A 15,797-nucleotide genomic window follows, 5' to 3' on the forward strand; every position below is an offset into this window, starting at 1 on the left:
CGGGCAGCCGGTTCAGGTACGCCCGTCGAGGCGGCGCGCCTTGCGCAGCGCCGGGAACAGCCAGGCCCACAGGCCGGCGATGCCGATCGCGCCGATGCCGCCGAACACCACGGCCGGCACGGTTCCTACGAAGGCGGCCATGGTTCCGGCCCGGAATTCGCCCAGTTCGTTGGAGGCGCCGACGAACACCATGTTGACCGCATTCACCCGTCCGCGCACCCGGTCCGGCGTCCACAGCTGGATCAGCGTCTCGCGGATGTAGACGCTGACCATGTCGGTTGCGCCCAGCATCGCCAAGGCCAGGATCGACAGCCAGGGGATGGTCGACACGCCGAACACGATGGTGAAGGCGCCGAACATCGCGACGAAGAACAGCATGACGATGCCGGCATGGTCGCGGATCGGATGGCCGGTCAGCCAGATCGCCACGCCGATCGCGCCGATGCCCGGCGCCGCGCGCAGCAAGCCCAAGCCCCAGGGTCCGAGTTCGAGAATGTCGCGGGCGTAGACCGGCAGCAGGGCGACCGCGCCGGACAACAGCACGGCGAACAAATCGAGCGAGATCGCGCCGAGCACCACCTTCTCGCTCCAGATGTAGCGGAACCCGGCAAACAGCGTTTCCAGCGAAGGCTTCTCGGTCTCCGTCTTCTGCGCCGGCTTCGGGATGGAGAAGATCAGCACGGCGGCCACGCTCATGAGAACGGCGGCGGTACCGTAGGCGGCCTCCGGAGAAAGGCCGTAGATCAGCCCGCCCGCCACGGGACCGACGATGGTCGCGGTCTGCCAGGCCGACGAGTTCCAGGCGACCGCATTGGCGAAGTCCTTCGGCGGAACGAGATTGGCCACCAGCGACGCTGCCGCCGGGCCGAAGAACGCGCGCGCCACGCCGAACACGGCGAGCGTCGAAAAGATCACCGTGGTGGACACGAAGCCGCCGATGCACATGACGAACAACGCAATGGCGCAGGCGGTTTCCAAGACCACCGACATGCCCATCACCAGGCGGCGGCCGAAGCGGTCGGCAATGGCTCCCGTGACGAGCACCAGGAGAAGCGCCGGGGCGAACTGGATCAGGCCAACCAGGCCGAGGTCGAACGGGTCGCGCGTCAGGTCGTAGACCTGCCAGCCGACGGCCACCGAAACGATCTGCGTGGTGAAGGTCGTCAGGAAGCGCGCCAGCCAGTAGCGCAGGAAAGGTCCATGGCGAAACGCGGCGTAGCGCTCGATGGTCGTCGACGTTTCGGATGGGATCATGGGATCGTCAGCAATGCCAGTTGCCGCGGAGCGCGGCAGGGGCGGCTCCGGTCATTGGCTATTCGTCTAGCCGATGGGCTGACGGAAAGCGCGCCTTATTTCGATCTGGCCCAATAGTGGCCTCGACCGTCGCAAGCCATGCCGTGGACGCCCGTGGCATGAAAAAGGCGGCCGAAGCCGCCTTTTCCCGATCCAGTGAAATCAAGCCGGTCCTACTTCGCGGCCTCGGCGGCAGCGGCCTTCTCGGCGGCCTGAGCCTCGGCCTTCGCGGCGGCGGCGGCGGCCTTCTCGGCCAGCATGGCCTCGCGCTCGCTGTCGTTCAGCTTGCGGGCGCGCACGCTCGTGTTCTCGACGATGCGGGCCGACTTGCCGCGACGATCGCGCAGGTAATAGAGCTTGGCGCGGCGGACCTTGCCGCGACGCACGATCTCGACGGCCTCGACCAGCGGCGAATAGACCGGGAACACGCGCTCGACGCCCTCGCCGTAGGAGATCTTGCGGACGGTGAAGTTCTCCTGGAAGCCCGAGCCGGCGCGGGCGATGCACACGCCCTCATAGGCCTGCAGACGGGTGCGGGTGCCTTCGGTGACGCGCACCTGCACGCGAACCGTGTCGCCGGGCTGGAATTCGGGGAGCTTGCGCTTTTCTTCGATCTTCGCGGCCTGTTCGGCCTCGAGCTGACGGATGATGTCCATCGTCTCAAACCTCTTCTTGCTTCGACAGCCAGAGCGCCCTGCGCTCGCCTCGCGGTTCTGGACCGCTCGGTTATGCCTTCCGGAGAAGGCAGGGGCGAATTCACCGTACATTGTTGACGGGTCCGGCTCGATGAACGTCCGGTTCGGGCGGGCACATACACGCTTCCGCACCGTTTGTCACGCCTTCGCGGGCGAATTTCGCGCGGGCCCGGGCGATCCGGACGCCGCAGACTAGCTCGCAGGCGGTCGCGAAATTCCGAAAACGATGGCTCGGCGGCGACCGCACCGCCTCTGGACCATTGCACAGGACCGGTAATCTTCCTAGACCGGCTGAAATTTCGCCCGCCTCGCTTGACCGGACACCCCGTTGACACTCCTCCTCGCCTGCCTGCTCTTCCTTTCCGGCTTCGCGTCCGGCGCCATCAACGCGGTGGCCGGCGGCGGCACCTTCATCACATTCGGCGCGCTGACACTGGCGGGCATTCCGCCGATCTCGGCCAACGCCACCTCCTCGATCGCCCAGTTCCCCGGCTACGTCACCTCCACGCTCGCCTACTGGAGCGACATCCGCCACATGTGGCGCGGCGCGCTGGCGCTCTGCGCCGTTTCGGCGGCAGGCGCGCTGGTCGGCGCGGTCATCCTGCTCGCGCTCGACAATCCGTCCTTCAAGGCGATGGTGCCCTGGCTTTTGATCGCCGCCACCGCGCTGTTTGCCGCCGGCCCCTGGCTGAAGCCCAAGCCGCGCGCGCCGGGCGAGGAGGCGAAGGTCGGCTCGCTGCCTGGCCGGATCGTGCAGTTCTGCACCGCCATCTATGGCGGCTTCTTCGGCGCCGGCATGGGCGTCATGATGCTGGCAACGCTCGGCCTGACCGAGAGCGGCGACTATCATCGCCTGAATGCCCTGAAGAACATGCTGGCGATCGTCATCGCCGCCGTCGCCATCGTCGTCTTCGTCTCGGGCGGCGTGGTGGCGTGGCTCGAGGTGGCCTTCATGGTCCCGGGCGTCGCGCTCGGCGGCTATGCCGGGGTCTGGGCGGCCAAACGCGTGCCACAGGCGATCGTCCGCGCCCTCGTCATCGCCATCGGCCTGTTTTTGGCCGGCTATTACTTCTGGGTGGGCTGAGCAGAAATCAGCAGATCCGGCCGCCGCTCGGCCGTCAGCCGCTCCGCCTCGGCGCGCCGCCAGGCCGCGATCCGGGCATGGTTGCCCGACATCAGCACCTCGGGGATGGCGCGGCCTTCCCATTCGGGCGGACGGGTGTAGTGCGGATGCTCGAGCAGCCCGTTCTCGAAGCTCTCCTCGCCGCCCGAGGCCTCGTTGCCCATGACGCCGGGCAGGAGCCGCACCACCGCGTCGAGCAGCACCAGCGCCGCCGGTTCGCCGCCCGACAGGATGTAGTCGCCGATCGACACCTCTTCGAGCCCGCGCGCCTCGATCACGCGCTGGTCGACGCCCTCGAAGCGCCCGCAGACGATCACAGCACCCGGGCCGGCGGCGAGCGCGCGCACCTTGGCCTGCGTCAGCGGCTTGCCGCGCGGGCTCATCAAAAGGCGCGGCCGCCTGTCGCCTTCCGGCGTCGCATGATCGATCGCCGCAGCGAGAACGTCGGCGCGCAGCACCATGCCCGCCCCGCCGCCGGCAGGCGTATCGTCCACGGCCCGATGCCGGCCGAGCCCGAACTCGCGGATCTGCACCGTGTCGAGCGTCCAGTCGCCGCGCTCCAGCGCGCGGCCGGCGAGCGAAAGCCCGAGCGCGCCCGGAAACATTTCCGGATAGAGCGTCAGGACCGTGGCGCGAAAATTCACCGCTTGCCTCCGGACGGCTTCGGCCCGCGCGGGCGATCGGACCCGTGCGGCGGCCGGCCGTCCTGCGGCGCATCGTCGTCCTCGTCCTCCACCAGCCCGGCCCCCACCCGGTCGACGGTCATCGTGCCGGCCGCGATGTCGATCGCCGGCACGGCGGCCTTGGTGAAGGGCACCAGCACCGAGCGCGCGCCGGTGAGCGCCACCTCGACGATGTCGCCGCCGCCATAGTCGTGCATGGTCTTGACGGTGCCGAGCCGCACGCCTTGCTCGTCGATCACCGCGAGACCCACGAGGTCGGCATGATAGAACTCCTCCTCGTCGGCGACCGGCGGCAGCGCGGAGCGGTCGACGAAGAGTTCGGTGCCGGCCAGCGCCTCGGCCGCGTTTCGGTCCTTGATGCCCTTGAAGCGGACGACGACCACCTCCTTCTGCGGCCTGAGGCCGAGCACCTCGAACACGCGCCCGTCGGCGGAAGTGAGCGGACCGTAATCGCCGAGCGCCTGGGGATCGCCGGTGAAGGACTTGACCCGCACCTCGCCCTTGATGCCATGCGCGGCGCCGATCACCGCCATCAGGACCGGATGTTCAAGCTTCGTCGTCACGTTCGCCAGTCCCGTTTCGATGGGAACGGGGCGGGAGGCCCCGTATTTCCCTGCTCTTGCGGCATTGCCGGCAGCAATGCAATTCCCGCATTCACCAAGCGCTAAGGCCGGAGCGCGATGATGCGGCTCAAAACCTGGAGCGTCCATGCAGGAATTTCTCGTCGCCGCGAAGCCAGACCTGATGGAGGCCCGCAACGGCTGGCTCGGCATGCTGGCGCGCGAACGGCGGCTGGCCGCCCTGACCATCGAAGCCTATGAGCGCGACACCCGGCAGTTCTTCCAGTTCCTGACCGGTCATTGCGGCGGAGCGCCCGGCCTGAAGGACGTTGCCGCGCTGCGGCCGGCCGACCTTCGCGCCTTTCTCGCCTACCGCCGCAAGGAGGGCGTCGGCGCCCGGACGGTCAGCCGAGGGCTCGCCGCCATCCGCTCCTTCCTGCGCCATCTGGAGCGCAAGGGCCTTGCCAACGCGGCGGGCGCCGCCGCCCTGCGCTCGCCGAAGCTGCCCAAGTCGCTGCCGCGTCCGCTGGCGGCCGGCGACGCGTTGCGGGTGGTTTCGGCTGGCGAACAGCTCGCCGAGGAGCCCTGGATCGCCGCGCGCAACGCCGCCGTGCTGACGCTGCTCTACGGCTCCGGCTTGCGCATTTCCGAGGCGCTCGACCTGACGGCTGGCCAGTTCGATCGTGGCGAAGGCGCCATTCGCGTCACCGGCAAGGGCGGCAAGACACGGCTCGTCCCGGTTCTCCCGGTCGGGCTGAGGGCGGTCGCCGAGTATCGTCGCCTCTGCCCATGGCACTTGCCGGCCGACGGCCCGCTGTTTCGCGGCGTGCGCGGCGGCCCGCTCGATCCCTCGATCGTCCAGCGCGAGATGCGCAGGCTGCGCTCGGCGCTCAACTTGCCCGACAGCGCCACGCCGCACGCGCTACGCCACTCCTTCGCCACGCATCTGCTGGCGCGGGGCGGGGACCTGCGCACCATCCAGGAACTGCTCGGCCATGCCAGCCTGTCGACCACGCAGGTCTACACCGGCGTCGACACCAGCCGGCTGCTCGACATCTACGACAGCGCCCATCCGCGCGCCTGAGCACAGATGCCCTCGAATTGCCGGATCGGCTTAACGGTTTCGCCGTCTTCTTGCGCTACGCCTGCGATCATGAACCGACCGCCGTTCTCCTTCGACGTCGCTGCCCGCCTGGCCCTGCGCCTGCTCGCCGCCGCCAACGTGCTGCTGGCGCTGGGCTTGCTTGCAACGTTGCTGCTGATCTCGCAGGCGAGAGCGGAGGTCGCGGCCTGCACCGGCACGGACCTGCTGGCACAGATCGAGGCAGAGGATCCCGACACGTTCGCAAGGCTCCGGGCAGAGGCATCGGCCGTGTCCAATGGTTCGAACCTGCTCTGGAAGGTGGAGAAGCCCGGCGTCGAGCCGTCCTGGCTGTTCGGCACCATGCACCTGACCGATCCGCGTGTGACCGACCTGCCCGACGCCGCCCGCAGCGCCTACCACGGCGCCCGGACCGTGGTCATCGAAACCACCGACATTCTCGACCAGGCGAAGATGATGGCCGCGATGGTCGAGCGTCCGGACCTGATGATGTACACCGACGGGACGACCCTCACCTCGTCGCTGCCGGCAGACAAGGTGCGCATCATCGAGGACGCCTTGGCGGCGCGGGGCGTTCCACCGGCGAGCGTCAGCAAGATGAAGCCGTGGATGCTGGCGGCTGCGCTCGCGATCCCGGCCTGCGAGACCGCCCGCCAGGCCGCCGGCCTGCGGATCCTCGACGTGAAGCTCGCGCAGGACGCGAGGACCGATGGAAAGCCCGTCGAGGGCCTGGAAACCATGATCGGCCAGCTCGAAGCGATGGCGTCGCTGCCGCTCGAGTTTCACATTGACGGGCTCATTGCCACGCTCGATCTCGGCGACCGCATGGCCGACATTTTCGAAACCATGGTCATCCTCTACCACCGGGAGGAGATCGGCATGATCTGGCCGCTGTTTCGGGCCGTGCTGCCGGAGGAAGACGCTTCCGGCTACGAGGCCTTCGAGACGGTGATGATCGACACCCGAAACGAAACCATGCGCAGGAACGCCATGCCGTTCCTCGACGCGGGCGGCGCCTTCATCGCCGTTGGCGCCCTGCATCTGCCGGGCGAGCGCGGGCTCGTGGCAATGCTGCGCGCCTCGGGCTACGCCGTTTCGCCCATGCGTTGAACGCATTCCTCTGCTGCCATCCGCTCACGTCCCTCCGCCACCCTGTCGCGCTTCGTGATGCAACCTGACGGGGCCGCCTCCGTTGTGGTTGCGAAACGTAATTCGAAGGAGGATTTGCAATGGCCTATCCCGACAACCGTGACCCGCGCAACGCTCGCGATCCCCGCGATCCGAATGCCCCAGACCGCCTGGTCGATCCCATCGTCCCCGGTGCGATCGTTCGGGATTACGATGAACCGCTGACCCAGGACGATCCTGCGCTTCGCAATGATCCGGCCTATGTTCAGCCGCGCGACTATCCGCGCGCATCGTCGGCACCGCGCGGTCTGGCCGGCGCGACTCTCGCCGTCGCAATCGTACTTCTCGCCGTCATCGCTTTCAGCTTCATGGGCGGCGCGGACACCAACGAGACGGCCGGCGTTACGCCCGAGGTGACACAGCCGATGGGGACCGACAACACGCCGACCGCTTCGATCCCGGCCGAACAGCCGGCTCCGGCCAACGAGCCGGCAGCGGCAGACGAGACCTTGCCGCCCATCCAGCCGGCCGATCCGGCGCAGCCGATCCAGCCGGCGCAGTAAACGCGCCAACACCTGATCCGCAGGAATGAAGAAGGCCCCCCGCGCATGGCGCAGGGGGCCTTCTTGGTCTTCAAAGACAATCGGATCAGATGTGGATCGGCTTGAAGAAGGTCGCCAACGCGGCTTCCTTCACCGTTTCCGACATGGTCGGATGCGCGTGGCAGGTGCGGGCGAGATCCTCGGACGAGCCGCCGAACTCCATCAGCACCGCCGCCTCGTGGATCAGCTCGCCGGCGCCCTGGCCGATGATGTGCACGCCGAGCACCCGGTCGGTGGTCTTGTCGGCGAGGATCTTCACGAAGCCCTCCGTCTTCAGCACCGCGCGGGCGCGGCCATTGGCCGAGAACGGAAACTTGCCCGCCTTGTACTCGATGCCGGCCTTCTTCAGCTCCTCCTCGGTCTTGCCGACCGAGGCGATTTCCGGGCTGGTGTAGACCACGCCAGGAATGACGTCGTGGTTCACGTGCCCGGCTTGCCCGGCGAGGATCTCGGCCACTGCCACGCCCTCGTCCTCGGCCTTGTGCGCCAGCATCGGCCCGACGATCACGTCGCCGATGGCGTAGACGCCGTCGAGCGTCGTCTTGAAATGGCCGTCGGTCTTCACACGCCCGCGCTCGTCGAGCGCGATGCCGGCTTCCTCGCAACCGAGACCGGCAGTGAACGGTCTGCGTCCCGTGGCGACCAGCACCACGTCGGCCTCGACGGTCTGGGCCTCGCCGCCCTTCACCGGCTCGAAGGTCACGGTCGCGCCTTTCTTGCCCTTGACGACGCCTGTCACCTTGGCGCCGAGCTTGAATTCCATACCCTGCTTGCCGAGGATACGCTGGAACTGCTTGGCGACCTCGGCGTCCATGCCACCGAGGATGGTGTCGAGATATTCGACGACGGTGACCTTTGCGCCGAGCCGCGCCCAGACCGAGCCGAGTTCGAGGCCTATGACGCCACCGCCGACGACCACGAGATGTCCGGGCACCTTTTCGAGGACCAGGGCGCCGGTCGACGACACGATGACCTTCTCGTCCATCTCGAGGCTGACGCCGGGGATGCCGGCCACGTCCGAACCGGTGGCGATGACGATGTTCTTCGTCTCGAGCTCCGAAACGCTGCCGCCCTCGGCGGTCACGGCAACCTTGCCGGCGCCGAGGATGCGCCCCGTGCCCCGGATGCCGTCGATCTTGTTCTTCTTGAACAGGAAGTCGAGGCCCTTGGTGTTCTGGTCCACGGTGTTCTGCTTGTGCGCCATCATCTTCGGCAGGTCGAGCTTGGGCTTGCCGGTCGTGAAGCCGAGATCGTCGAAGCCATGGCTGGCCTCCGCGAACATTTCCGTCGCATGCAGCAGGGCTTTCGAGGGGATGCAGCCGACGTTCACGCAGGTTCCGCCGAAGGTCGACCGCTTCTCCACCACCGCCGTCTTCAGGCCGAGCTGCGCGGCCTTGATGGCGCAGACATAGCCGCCCGGCCCGCCTCCGATGACAACCACGTCATAAGCCATGTAAAAACCCTTTCGTTCGAGCGTTCAGCGTCCGCCGCCGACATCCAGAATTGCGCCCGTCGTATAGGACGCTTCGCGGGACAAAAGCCAGAGTATGGCCCATGCAATCTCGTCGGGGCTGCCTTCCCGCTTCATCGGCACGACGCTTCTCAGACGTTCGACGCGATCCGGCTGACCGCCGGAGGCATGAATGCCGGTGGCGATGATTCCCGGCCGAACCGCGTTGACGCGGATCCCCTCTTCCGCGACCTCGCGCGCCAGCCCCACGGTGAAAGTATCGACCGCGCCCTTGGACGCGGCGTAGTCGATGTACTCGGCGGGACTGCCCAACGCAGCCGCCACCGACGACACGTTGACGATGGCGCCGCCGCCATGGCCGTGTCGGGTCGACATCCGCTTCACCGCCTCGCGGGCGCACAGCATCGTGCCGATCACGTTGACACGCATGATCCGCTCCAGTCGCGACACGTTCATCTCGTCCAGCCGCGCCTTGGGCGCGACGATGCCGGCGCTGTTGACCAGCCCATGCAGCGTGCCGAAACGGGCATCAACGGTGGCGAACATGCCCAGCACTTCGTCCTCGGAACCGACGTCGCCGCGCACCGCAAAGGCCTCGCCACCCTCCGCCTCGATGGCGCGCACCAGCGTCTCGGCGGCCAGCGAATCACGCGCGTAGTTGATCGCCACGCGCCAGCCGCGCTGTGCCGCGTGCCGCGCCACCGCCGCCCCGATGCCACGTCCGCCGCCGGTGATCAGGAGATTGTGTCTCTCGTCGGTCATTCCTGGCACCCGCTCATCTCGAAGACGTCCCACGGCACGATGCTGATCCCGTCCGCCCCGAAGAGAGCGGAATGGCGAACCGAAGGGCCGAAATCCGGCAACAGCAGCCTGGCCGCAGCCGGTCCCTGTCTCGGCAGGAGACCGATCTCGCCGGCCTCGTCCACCGCGTAGATCACGCCCTGCCAAACCGTACAGGCGGCGAGTTCCTCACCGGTCACGTCACCCTCGGGGCAGTCATGCATGACGATCCCGGTCGGTCGCGGCACCCGCTCTGTCCACATCACGATGCCGTCGGCGACGGTGTCGTTCTGCGGGAACAGCACGCGGAATTCCCCGGTGTAGACGGCCTCGTCAGGCGCGACGGGCCGGAACTCGATCGAGGCGAGCCGGTCCCGGTCGGTGTAGATCGCGAGTTCCTGCGGGCAAGCCGCCAGCGCGGGTTGATGCCCGGCGAGAAGCAGCGCGGCCAAGGTCACCGTCGCCTTCAGGCGGAAGGGCGTTGGGGGAACGGAGAGCGCGCGGCGATCGTCTGACTGGGCGTCGGGCATGCAGCGTTCCGTCCGGAGTGGCTTCGCACTGGCATCTTTGCCGCCCTGAACCCGTTCTGTCCACCCATAGCATCGGCGATCACCCGGGACCGCCCGAGGGCAGCGCTGGCGGCCGGACGGTCAGTTGACGCAGTTCCGCCTACTCCGCATCCGCCAGAACGCTGCGCGCATCCATTCCGAAACGCACGACCAGACCGGTAGGCTCATACTTCATGTCGGATTGCCCGCCGAAACTGGACGCCATCCTCAGGATGAGATCGGTCCCGAAGCCCTGGGTCGTCGGAACCGTGACCAATGGGCCGCCCTGTTCCTGCCAGACGAGTTCGATCGTCGCCGATCCGGCCTCGTTGCCGAGGGGCGCCTGTGCCTCCACATGGCGCCACGAAATGTGGATGCTTCCGCCTTCCGCCGACAGCGCACCATACTTCAGCGCGTTGGTCACCAGCTCATGCATGATCAGGCTGAGCGGGACGATCGACGTTCCGTTGATGTCGAGCCGCGGCCCGTCGAAAGAGAGTCGCTCTCCTTCGGTGACCCCCATCGGCTCGATCGCCGCCCGTATGACGTCGCGGATGTCGGCGCGACCGCCATGCGAGGAACCGCGCAAGACCGAGACCGAGTGCCCCATCGCCTGGATCCGCTGGCGCAGCTGGTTGCCGAGCTGCTGCGGCGTCGTCGCGTGGCGCTGCGACAAGGCCACGAGGCCGCTCGTGGTCGCAAGCAGGTTCTTCAGCCGGTGGTCCACTTCGGCCGAGACCAGTTGCTGAAGCTGCAGGTGTCGCGTGAGTTCCTCGCGCGCGCGCACCTGCGCCGCATAGGCGACGAGGAGAAGCTGCAGAAGGCCGAGATCGATGCCGATGACGAGGAAATAGAAGCCGAGCGCCGTGACCGACTGGGAGGTCAGCGCGAAGCTCTCGACCGGGAGGATGAACCAGTACCAGGCGGCCAGGCCTGAAATCGCGCTGTTCATCAACGCCGGATAGATGCCGAAGAAGAACCCGGTCAGAACCACGGCCGGGAAAAAGGTGAGATAGGGGAAGCCGGGGGGCAGGTAGGGATCCACCAGGAACCGCGCGGCGATCGCCACGAGCACGATGGCGAGGGAGACGCCATAGGCAATGATACGCTCGCGGCGCGTCGCCGTCTCGACCGTGGCGCGGAAGGCCGGGAGCCGCGAGAGCAGCGACGGCAGCCGGTCGCGCGGAGATTTCGGCGCCTGGTCAGCTGCCTGGGCGTCCGGACGGCGCGCCTCGAGTCCTGCCGCAACAACCATGACGTTCGACGAAGCCCTTTCCAGCGCCCGTGGCTAACCCCGTACTGGAGCGATCTGACATGTCGTCCCGTTCACGGCAAGCGACAGTTCAAAAGTCGAACCCATAGCGTCGCCAAAGGCTTGAGCTTACGAGTGGCCCCGTGAATCCGCCCTTTGCTCATAGGCTTGTCGAAGCGTGATGCAAAACGTCAGAATCGGAGCACTAGCGCCTCGGCGACGACTTTGCAGCAACTTTCTTGAGGACCACGATTTCGCACCGCGTTTGCGCGCGCTCCAGGACACGCGCTCCAGGGCCGACCAGCTGGCCTGACGCAGCGTCGCTCTTCAGCCCGCCGCGCGCGCCACCGATTGCGGCAGGAGATAGGGTACGCCGCCGGAGGGGAGCACGTTGACCCTCAGCTCGCATTCGAACACCCGCGCGATCACGTCGTCGCGAAGCACGTCGACAGGCGTTCCGGCCGCGGCGATCCGGCCGCGATGCATGACATAGATGCGGTCGGAATACATCGCCGCGAGATTGAGGTCGTGCAGGATCGCGATCGCGCCGCCGCCGCGGCGGGCGAAATCGCGGGCGATGTTCATGATGACGAGCTGGTGCTTGATGTCGAGGCTGGACACCGGCTCGTCGAGGATCAGGTATCGCGCAACGCCGTCGAGCACCGGCGACCAGACCTGGCAGAGAACCCGCGCCAGTTGCACCCGCTGCTGTTCGCCACCCGACAGCTCCTGGTAGAGGCGCCCGGCGAAGCCTTCGAGATCCACCTTGGCGAGCGCCCGCTCCGGCAGCCGCTCGTCCTCGCCCGGCAGGACGCCCGAACGGCCGGCCGTCAGGCCGAGCTTCACCACCTCGCGCACCGTGAAGGGGAAGGCCAGCGTCGCCGCCTGCGGCAGCACCGCGCGGATGCCTGCCAGTTGCCACGGTTTCAGGTGTCGCATGTCGCGCCCGCCGATGACGATCTCGCCCTCGTAGCCGAGGTCGCCCGACAGGGCGCGCAGGAAGGTCGTCTTGCCGGACCCGTTGGGACCCACGATGGACACGAACTCGCCGGGCGCGGCCTGGAAATCGGCGCCCGTCACGATCCGCCTGGACCCGATGTGGACGGACACGTCCATTGCTTCGATCATGGGTTCACTCTCTTGGCATCAAAGGTCCAGGAGCCCGCGCCGGCGCAGCAGGATCCACAGGAAGAAGGGCGCGCCGACGGCCGCCGTGACGATGCCGATCGGCAACTCGGCCGGGGCCACGATGGTGCGGCTGACCGCGTCGGCGACGAGCAGCAGGCAGGCGCCGAGCAGCGCCGAGGCCGGCAGCAGATAGCGGTGGTCGGGCCCGATCGCCAGCCGCAGCAGATGCGGAACCACGATGCCGACGAAGCCGATCCCGCCCGACACCGCGACCGAGGCGCCGACGGCCGCCGCCACCATGACGATGGCGACGTTCTTCAGCCGCTGGACCGGAATGCCGAGATGATAGGCGGTGGTCTCGCCGAGGCTCAGGCCGTTCAACCCCCGCGCCAGGAAGGGCGAGGCGACCAGGGTCAGCCCGATGATCGGCCCGGCCGCCGCGATCTTGGTCCAGGTCGCGCCGGCCAGCGAACCGAGGTTCCAGAACGTCAGGTCGCGCAGTTGACGGTCGTCGGCGACATAGACCAGCAGGCCGGACGCCGCGCCCGCCAGCGCGCCGAGCGCAATGCCGGCGAGCAGCATGGTGGCGACCGAGGTCTGCCCGCGCCGCGTCGCGACCCGATACAGGATCAGCGTCGTCGCCAATCCACCCAGGAAAGCGGCGAAGGGGAGCGCATAGATGCCGAAAGCGGCGGTCACCGGCGCCAGGAAACTGCCGCCGAGCACGATGACGCCGATCGCGCCAAGCCCCGCCCCGGCCGAGACGCCGACGATGCCGGGGTCGGCGAGAGGATTGCGGAACAGTCCCTGCATGACGGCGCCCGAAACGGCCAGCGACGCGCCGATCAACATCCCCAGTATGATGCGCGGCAGGCGGATGTCCCAGACGATGATGCGGTCGCGCGCCGGCACGCTTTCGGCGCCGCCCGAGATCATGTCGAGCACGACGCCGAGCGCCGAAGCGTCGGACGCCCCCCAGCCCAGGCTGCCGAGCGCGATGACGACCAGCAGCACTGCGCAGATGATGATCGCCAGCCGCGCCCGGGCGCTGCGATCGCCCTCGGGACGATGCAGGACCGCACGCGCGTCCATTGTCTCGTCGGTCATTCGGGGCCCGTCAGTTGCCGGCGCGGTTGCCGTAGAGATCGGTGGCCAGATCGCGCGCTGCCTGTGCCGTACGAGGGCCGAAGCCGAGCAGATAGAGCCCGTCCATGGCTATGACGGCCTCGTTTTCGCCGGCCGGCGTCGCCGCGATGGCGGGATGGGCGATGATCTCGTCGCGCGAGATGGCGAGATCGCCCTCGCGTGCCATCACCAGAACGACGTCCGGCTGCGCCTCGATCACCGCCTCGTCGGTGAGTTGGCGATAGCCGGTGAAGCCGCCGATGGCGTTGTCGGCGCCGGCCAGCGCCATGATGCCGGCTGCCGCGGTGCCTTCGCCCGACGCGAGGATCTTGCCGCCCTGAAGGCTGAGCACGAACAGAACCCGCTTGCGCTCGGCGATTCCAGCCGTCGCCTCCACGGCCTTCTCGAGGTCGGCGGCGACCTCCGCCTCGAAGCGCTTCGTCTCGGCACGCAATCCAAGCGCTTCACCCACGGCGCGGATCTTGACCAGGATGCCTTCGCTGTCGAAGCGCTCCGGGACGAAGATCATCGGTACGCTCGCCTTGCGCAGCACCTCCACCGCTTCCGGCGGACCACTGCCTTCGAGCAGCAGGATCGCGTCCGGCTGCACCGAGAGCACGCCTTCCGGCGACAGCGCCCGCATGTAGCCGACATCCGGCAAGGTTTCGGCTTCAACGGGGTATGTGCTGGTCGAGTCGCGCGCCACCAGCCGGTCCTGCGCACCCAGCGCAAAGACGATCTCGGTCAGCGATCCGCCGACCGACACGATGCGTTTCGCCTCGGCCGGAATGGTGTCGACCTGCGAGGCGCGCGCAATGTCACCGCGATCAGGCGCGACCAGCGGTACGAGGGTGAGGCCGAGCGTGAAGCAGACGGCGCCGGCCCGGCGAAGCAGGCGCCCCGGGATCGATACGGTCATGACGGTCTCCTCAGGCTGCGGACGACTGCTGGACGCGCGGCAAGCCCTCGACGATCCCGCGCCATTCGCGGCGCTCATCCGAGCCTTCCTTGCGCTGGCCGAAGAACTGGATGATCATCTGCCCATCGGCCCCATAGGCCTCGATCGACGAGACGTGGCCGTCGACGTTAGGCTTGCGCACCGCCCAGACGTCGGTGATGTGGTCGGTCCGCAGATGCAGGTGGAAGGTGGGATCGAGCACGTTGATCCACGGCCCCATCGGCTTGATCTCGGCGATCGGTCCCGAATGGATCTGGATGCAGCCGCCATTGCCCACGAAGCACATGATCGGCAGCGCCTCGTGGGCCGCAAGCCGCATCATCGCCGGCACGGCGTCATCGTCGATCCGCCAGGCGAATTCCGGCCCGACCAGTTCCACCGCCTGCCGGCGCGAAAGCTTCAGGTCGCGCAGGATGGTGACGAACTGATGCACGTCGGTCATCCGGCTCCAGCGCTCGCGCAGGTCGTCGGCATGCGGACGGGCGTCGTCGTCATTGTCCGCCTTCTTCGCAGGCGCGGCGGTCACGACGATCTCGTCGGACTGGTCGTCCGCCAACATCGAGGCCACCAGGGCTTCATAGGCCTCGACATTGGAGGCGTCGCGCAAATGCAGCTTGTGCACGGCCTCGCCCGCCGCGTCGAAGAACTGAAGGCTGCGCTTGATGTCCGAGCCTTCGCCCTTCTCCACCGCAAAGCCATGCACCCAGCTGCGCGGGAAGATGCGCAGGTCGATCTCCGATCCCAGCACCATCGAGGCATGCTTGCCCAGCACCGGTTTCTCGTAGGCGCCTATCTTTTCGTGCACCGCGCTCTCGTTGCGGGTCAGCGCCATGACCTCGCCGAGCGACGGGGCGCCGGTCAGGAAGGCGTCGACGTCGGCGCGGATGCGCCGCACCCCGGCGCCGCAGGAGGCGGCGACGAGATCGGCTTCCGAAACGCAGAGTTGGCTGGCCACGTCGCGCTCCCGCGCTTTCGGGTTCTCCGCGCGTGCGCGTCGAATGTCGGCCGGAGAGGGCTTGGTGGTCGTCGAGGTCATACAGGCACCTACTTGTTGAGGATGAGCTTGCCCTGGCGGGTGATCTTGAGGCGATAGAACGCGCCGTGATGCTCGATTCCGATCTCGTGGTCGCCCAGGAACAAGGACTGGCTCGTCAGCGTCCGGACCTGCGGCCTCTCGGCCTCGTAGGTGCGCTGCTGGCGATCCTGATCCTGCGGCGTGGCGTAGGACGCCCGCTCGCGGCGATCGGTGAATTCGGCACGATTGAAGTGTCGGGTCATGGCTGACGGGACCTCTGTTCGCACCTGGCTCGCCGAAGGGCTGGCTGGGCGTGTCGGAAAGCGCGATTGAT

The 15,797-nt window shown here is 67.7% G+C and carries 17 protein-coding genes; 4 read left to right on the forward strand and 13 right to left on the reverse strand.

The window, feature by feature from the left end; translation table 11 throughout:
• Positions 1 to 12 precede the first annotated feature (12 nt).
• Together EJC49_RS01375 and rplS are read right to left on the reverse strand one after the other, a co-directional pair.
• A complete protein-coding gene (locus EJC49_RS01375) occupies positions 13 to 1,254 on the reverse strand; it encodes an MFS transporter (protein ID WP_126697649.1) in 1,242 nt (413 codons plus the stop codon).
• A gap of 212 nt (positions 1,255 to 1,466) precedes the next feature.
• Positions 1,467 to 1,949 (reverse strand): 50S ribosomal protein L19, encoded by a 483-nt coding sequence (gene rplS / locus EJC49_RS01380; RefSeq protein ID WP_126697650.1) that lies wholly within the window; start codon positions 1,947 to 1,949, stop codon positions 1,467 to 1,469.
• A gap of 367 nt (positions 1,950 to 2,316) precedes the next feature.
• Between rplS and EJC49_RS01385 the strand changes: the two genes are divergently transcribed.
• Positions 2,317 to 3,072 (forward strand): sulfite exporter TauE/SafE family protein, encoded by a 756-nt coding sequence (locus EJC49_RS01385; RefSeq protein ID WP_126697651.1) that lies wholly within the window; start codon positions 2,317 to 2,319, stop codon positions 3,070 to 3,072.
• On the opposite strand, the gene trmD is transcribed toward EJC49_RS01385, so the two are convergent.
• Both trmD and rimM read right to left on the reverse strand, forming a co-directional pair.
• A complete protein-coding gene (trmD, locus tag EJC49_RS01390) occupies positions 3,054 to 3,755 on the reverse strand; it encodes a tRNA (guanosine(37)-N1)-methyltransferase TrmD (protein WP_126697652.1) in 702 nt (233 codons plus the stop codon). The two genes, EJC49_RS01385 and trmD, sit on opposite strands and share 19 nt — an antisense overlap.
• Positions 3,752 to 4,327, reverse strand: a complete 576-nt coding sequence (rimM, locus tag EJC49_RS01395) for a ribosome maturation factor RimM (RefSeq protein ID WP_245453217.1) — start codon at positions 4,325 to 4,327, stop codon at positions 3,752 to 3,754. The genes trmD and rimM overlap by 4 nt, the downstream gene beginning before the upstream one ends.
• 175 nt (positions 4,328 to 4,502) lie before the next feature.
• Here rimM and EJC49_RS01400 point away from each other — a divergent pair, with 175 nt between their 5' ends.
• From EJC49_RS01400 to EJC49_RS01410, 3 genes are all read left to right on the forward strand, one after another.
• Positions 4,503 to 5,438, forward strand: a complete 936-nt coding sequence (locus EJC49_RS01400; protein WP_126697654.1) for a tyrosine recombinase XerC — start codon at positions 4,503 to 4,505, stop codon at positions 5,436 to 5,438.
• Between the two features lie 69 nt (positions 5,439 to 5,507).
• The gene (locus EJC49_RS01405; RefSeq protein WP_126697655.1) at positions 5,508 to 6,566 is read left to right on the forward strand and encodes a TraB/GumN family protein; all 1,059 of its coding nucleotides are present in this window, start codon (positions 5,508 to 5,510) and stop codon (positions 6,564 to 6,566) included.
• Positions 6,567 to 6,685: 119 nt separating this feature from the next.
• The gene (locus tag EJC49_RS01410) at positions 6,686 to 7,147 is read left to right on the forward strand and encodes a hypothetical protein (protein ID WP_126697656.1); all 462 of its coding nucleotides are present in this window, start codon (positions 6,686 to 6,688) and stop codon (positions 7,145 to 7,147) included.
• A gap of 85 nt (positions 7,148 to 7,232) precedes the next feature.
• Here EJC49_RS01410 and lpdA read toward each other — a convergent pair whose 3' ends face one another.
• The 9 genes from lpdA to hemP all read right to left on the reverse strand — a co-directional run bounded on the left by lpdA (position 7,233) and on the right by hemP (position 15,726).
• Positions 7,233 to 8,639 carry a dihydrolipoyl dehydrogenase gene (lpdA, locus tag EJC49_RS01415; RefSeq protein WP_126697657.1) on the reverse strand — a complete coding sequence of 469 codons (1,407 nt, stop codon included), beginning with the start codon at positions 8,637 to 8,639 and terminating at the stop codon, positions 7,233 to 7,235.
• Positions 8,640 to 8,663: 24 nt separating this feature from the next.
• Entirely contained in the window at positions 8,664 to 9,419 is a 756-nt protein-coding gene (locus EJC49_RS01420) for an SDR family oxidoreductase (protein WP_126697658.1), read from the reverse strand.
• Positions 9,416 to 9,967: a hypothetical protein gene (locus EJC49_RS01425; RefSeq protein WP_245453213.1), complete on the reverse strand. Its 552-nt coding sequence runs from the start codon at positions 9,965 to 9,967 to the stop codon at positions 9,416 to 9,418. The genes EJC49_RS01420 and EJC49_RS01425 overlap by 4 nt, the downstream gene beginning before the upstream one ends.
• A 139-nt stretch (positions 9,968 to 10,106) precedes the next feature.
• Positions 10,107 to 11,240, reverse strand: a complete 1,134-nt coding sequence (locus tag EJC49_RS01430) for a sensor histidine kinase (protein ID WP_126697659.1) — start codon at positions 11,238 to 11,240, stop codon at positions 10,107 to 10,109.
• 324 nt (positions 11,241 to 11,564) lie between these two features.
• Positions 11,565 to 12,365, reverse strand: coding sequence for a heme ABC transporter ATP-binding protein (locus EJC49_RS01435; protein ID WP_126697660.1), 801 nt, complete (start codon positions 12,363 to 12,365; stop codon positions 11,565 to 11,567).
• A gap of 18 nt (positions 12,366 to 12,383) precedes the next feature.
• Complete coding sequence (locus tag EJC49_RS01440) at positions 12,384 to 13,472, reverse strand: FecCD family ABC transporter permease (RefSeq protein ID WP_126697661.1); 1,089 nt, start codon at positions 13,470 to 13,472, stop codon at positions 12,384 to 12,386.
• A 10-nt stretch (positions 13,473 to 13,482) separates the two neighbouring features.
• Complete coding sequence (locus EJC49_RS01445) at positions 13,483 to 14,409, reverse strand: heme/hemin ABC transporter substrate-binding protein (RefSeq protein WP_126697662.1); 927 nt, start codon at positions 14,407 to 14,409, stop codon at positions 13,483 to 13,485.
• 10 nt (positions 14,410 to 14,419) lie between these two features.
• A complete protein-coding gene (locus EJC49_RS01450; protein ID WP_126697663.1) occupies positions 14,420 to 15,484 on the reverse strand; it encodes a hemin-degrading factor in 1,065 nt (354 codons plus the stop codon).
• An 8-nt stretch (positions 15,485 to 15,492) separates the two neighbouring features.
• Positions 15,493 to 15,726: a hemin uptake protein HemP gene (hemP, locus tag EJC49_RS01455; protein WP_126697664.1), complete on the reverse strand. Its 234-nt coding sequence runs from the start codon at positions 15,724 to 15,726 to the stop codon at positions 15,493 to 15,495.
• Between the last annotated feature and the right edge of the window lie 71 nt (positions 15,727 to 15,797).

It is taken from the genome of Aquibium carbonis, from assembly GCF_003970795.1.
In the GTDB taxonomy this organism is placed as follows: Bacteria; Pseudomonadota; Alphaproteobacteria; order Rhizobiales; family Rhizobiaceae; genus Aquibium; species Aquibium carbonis.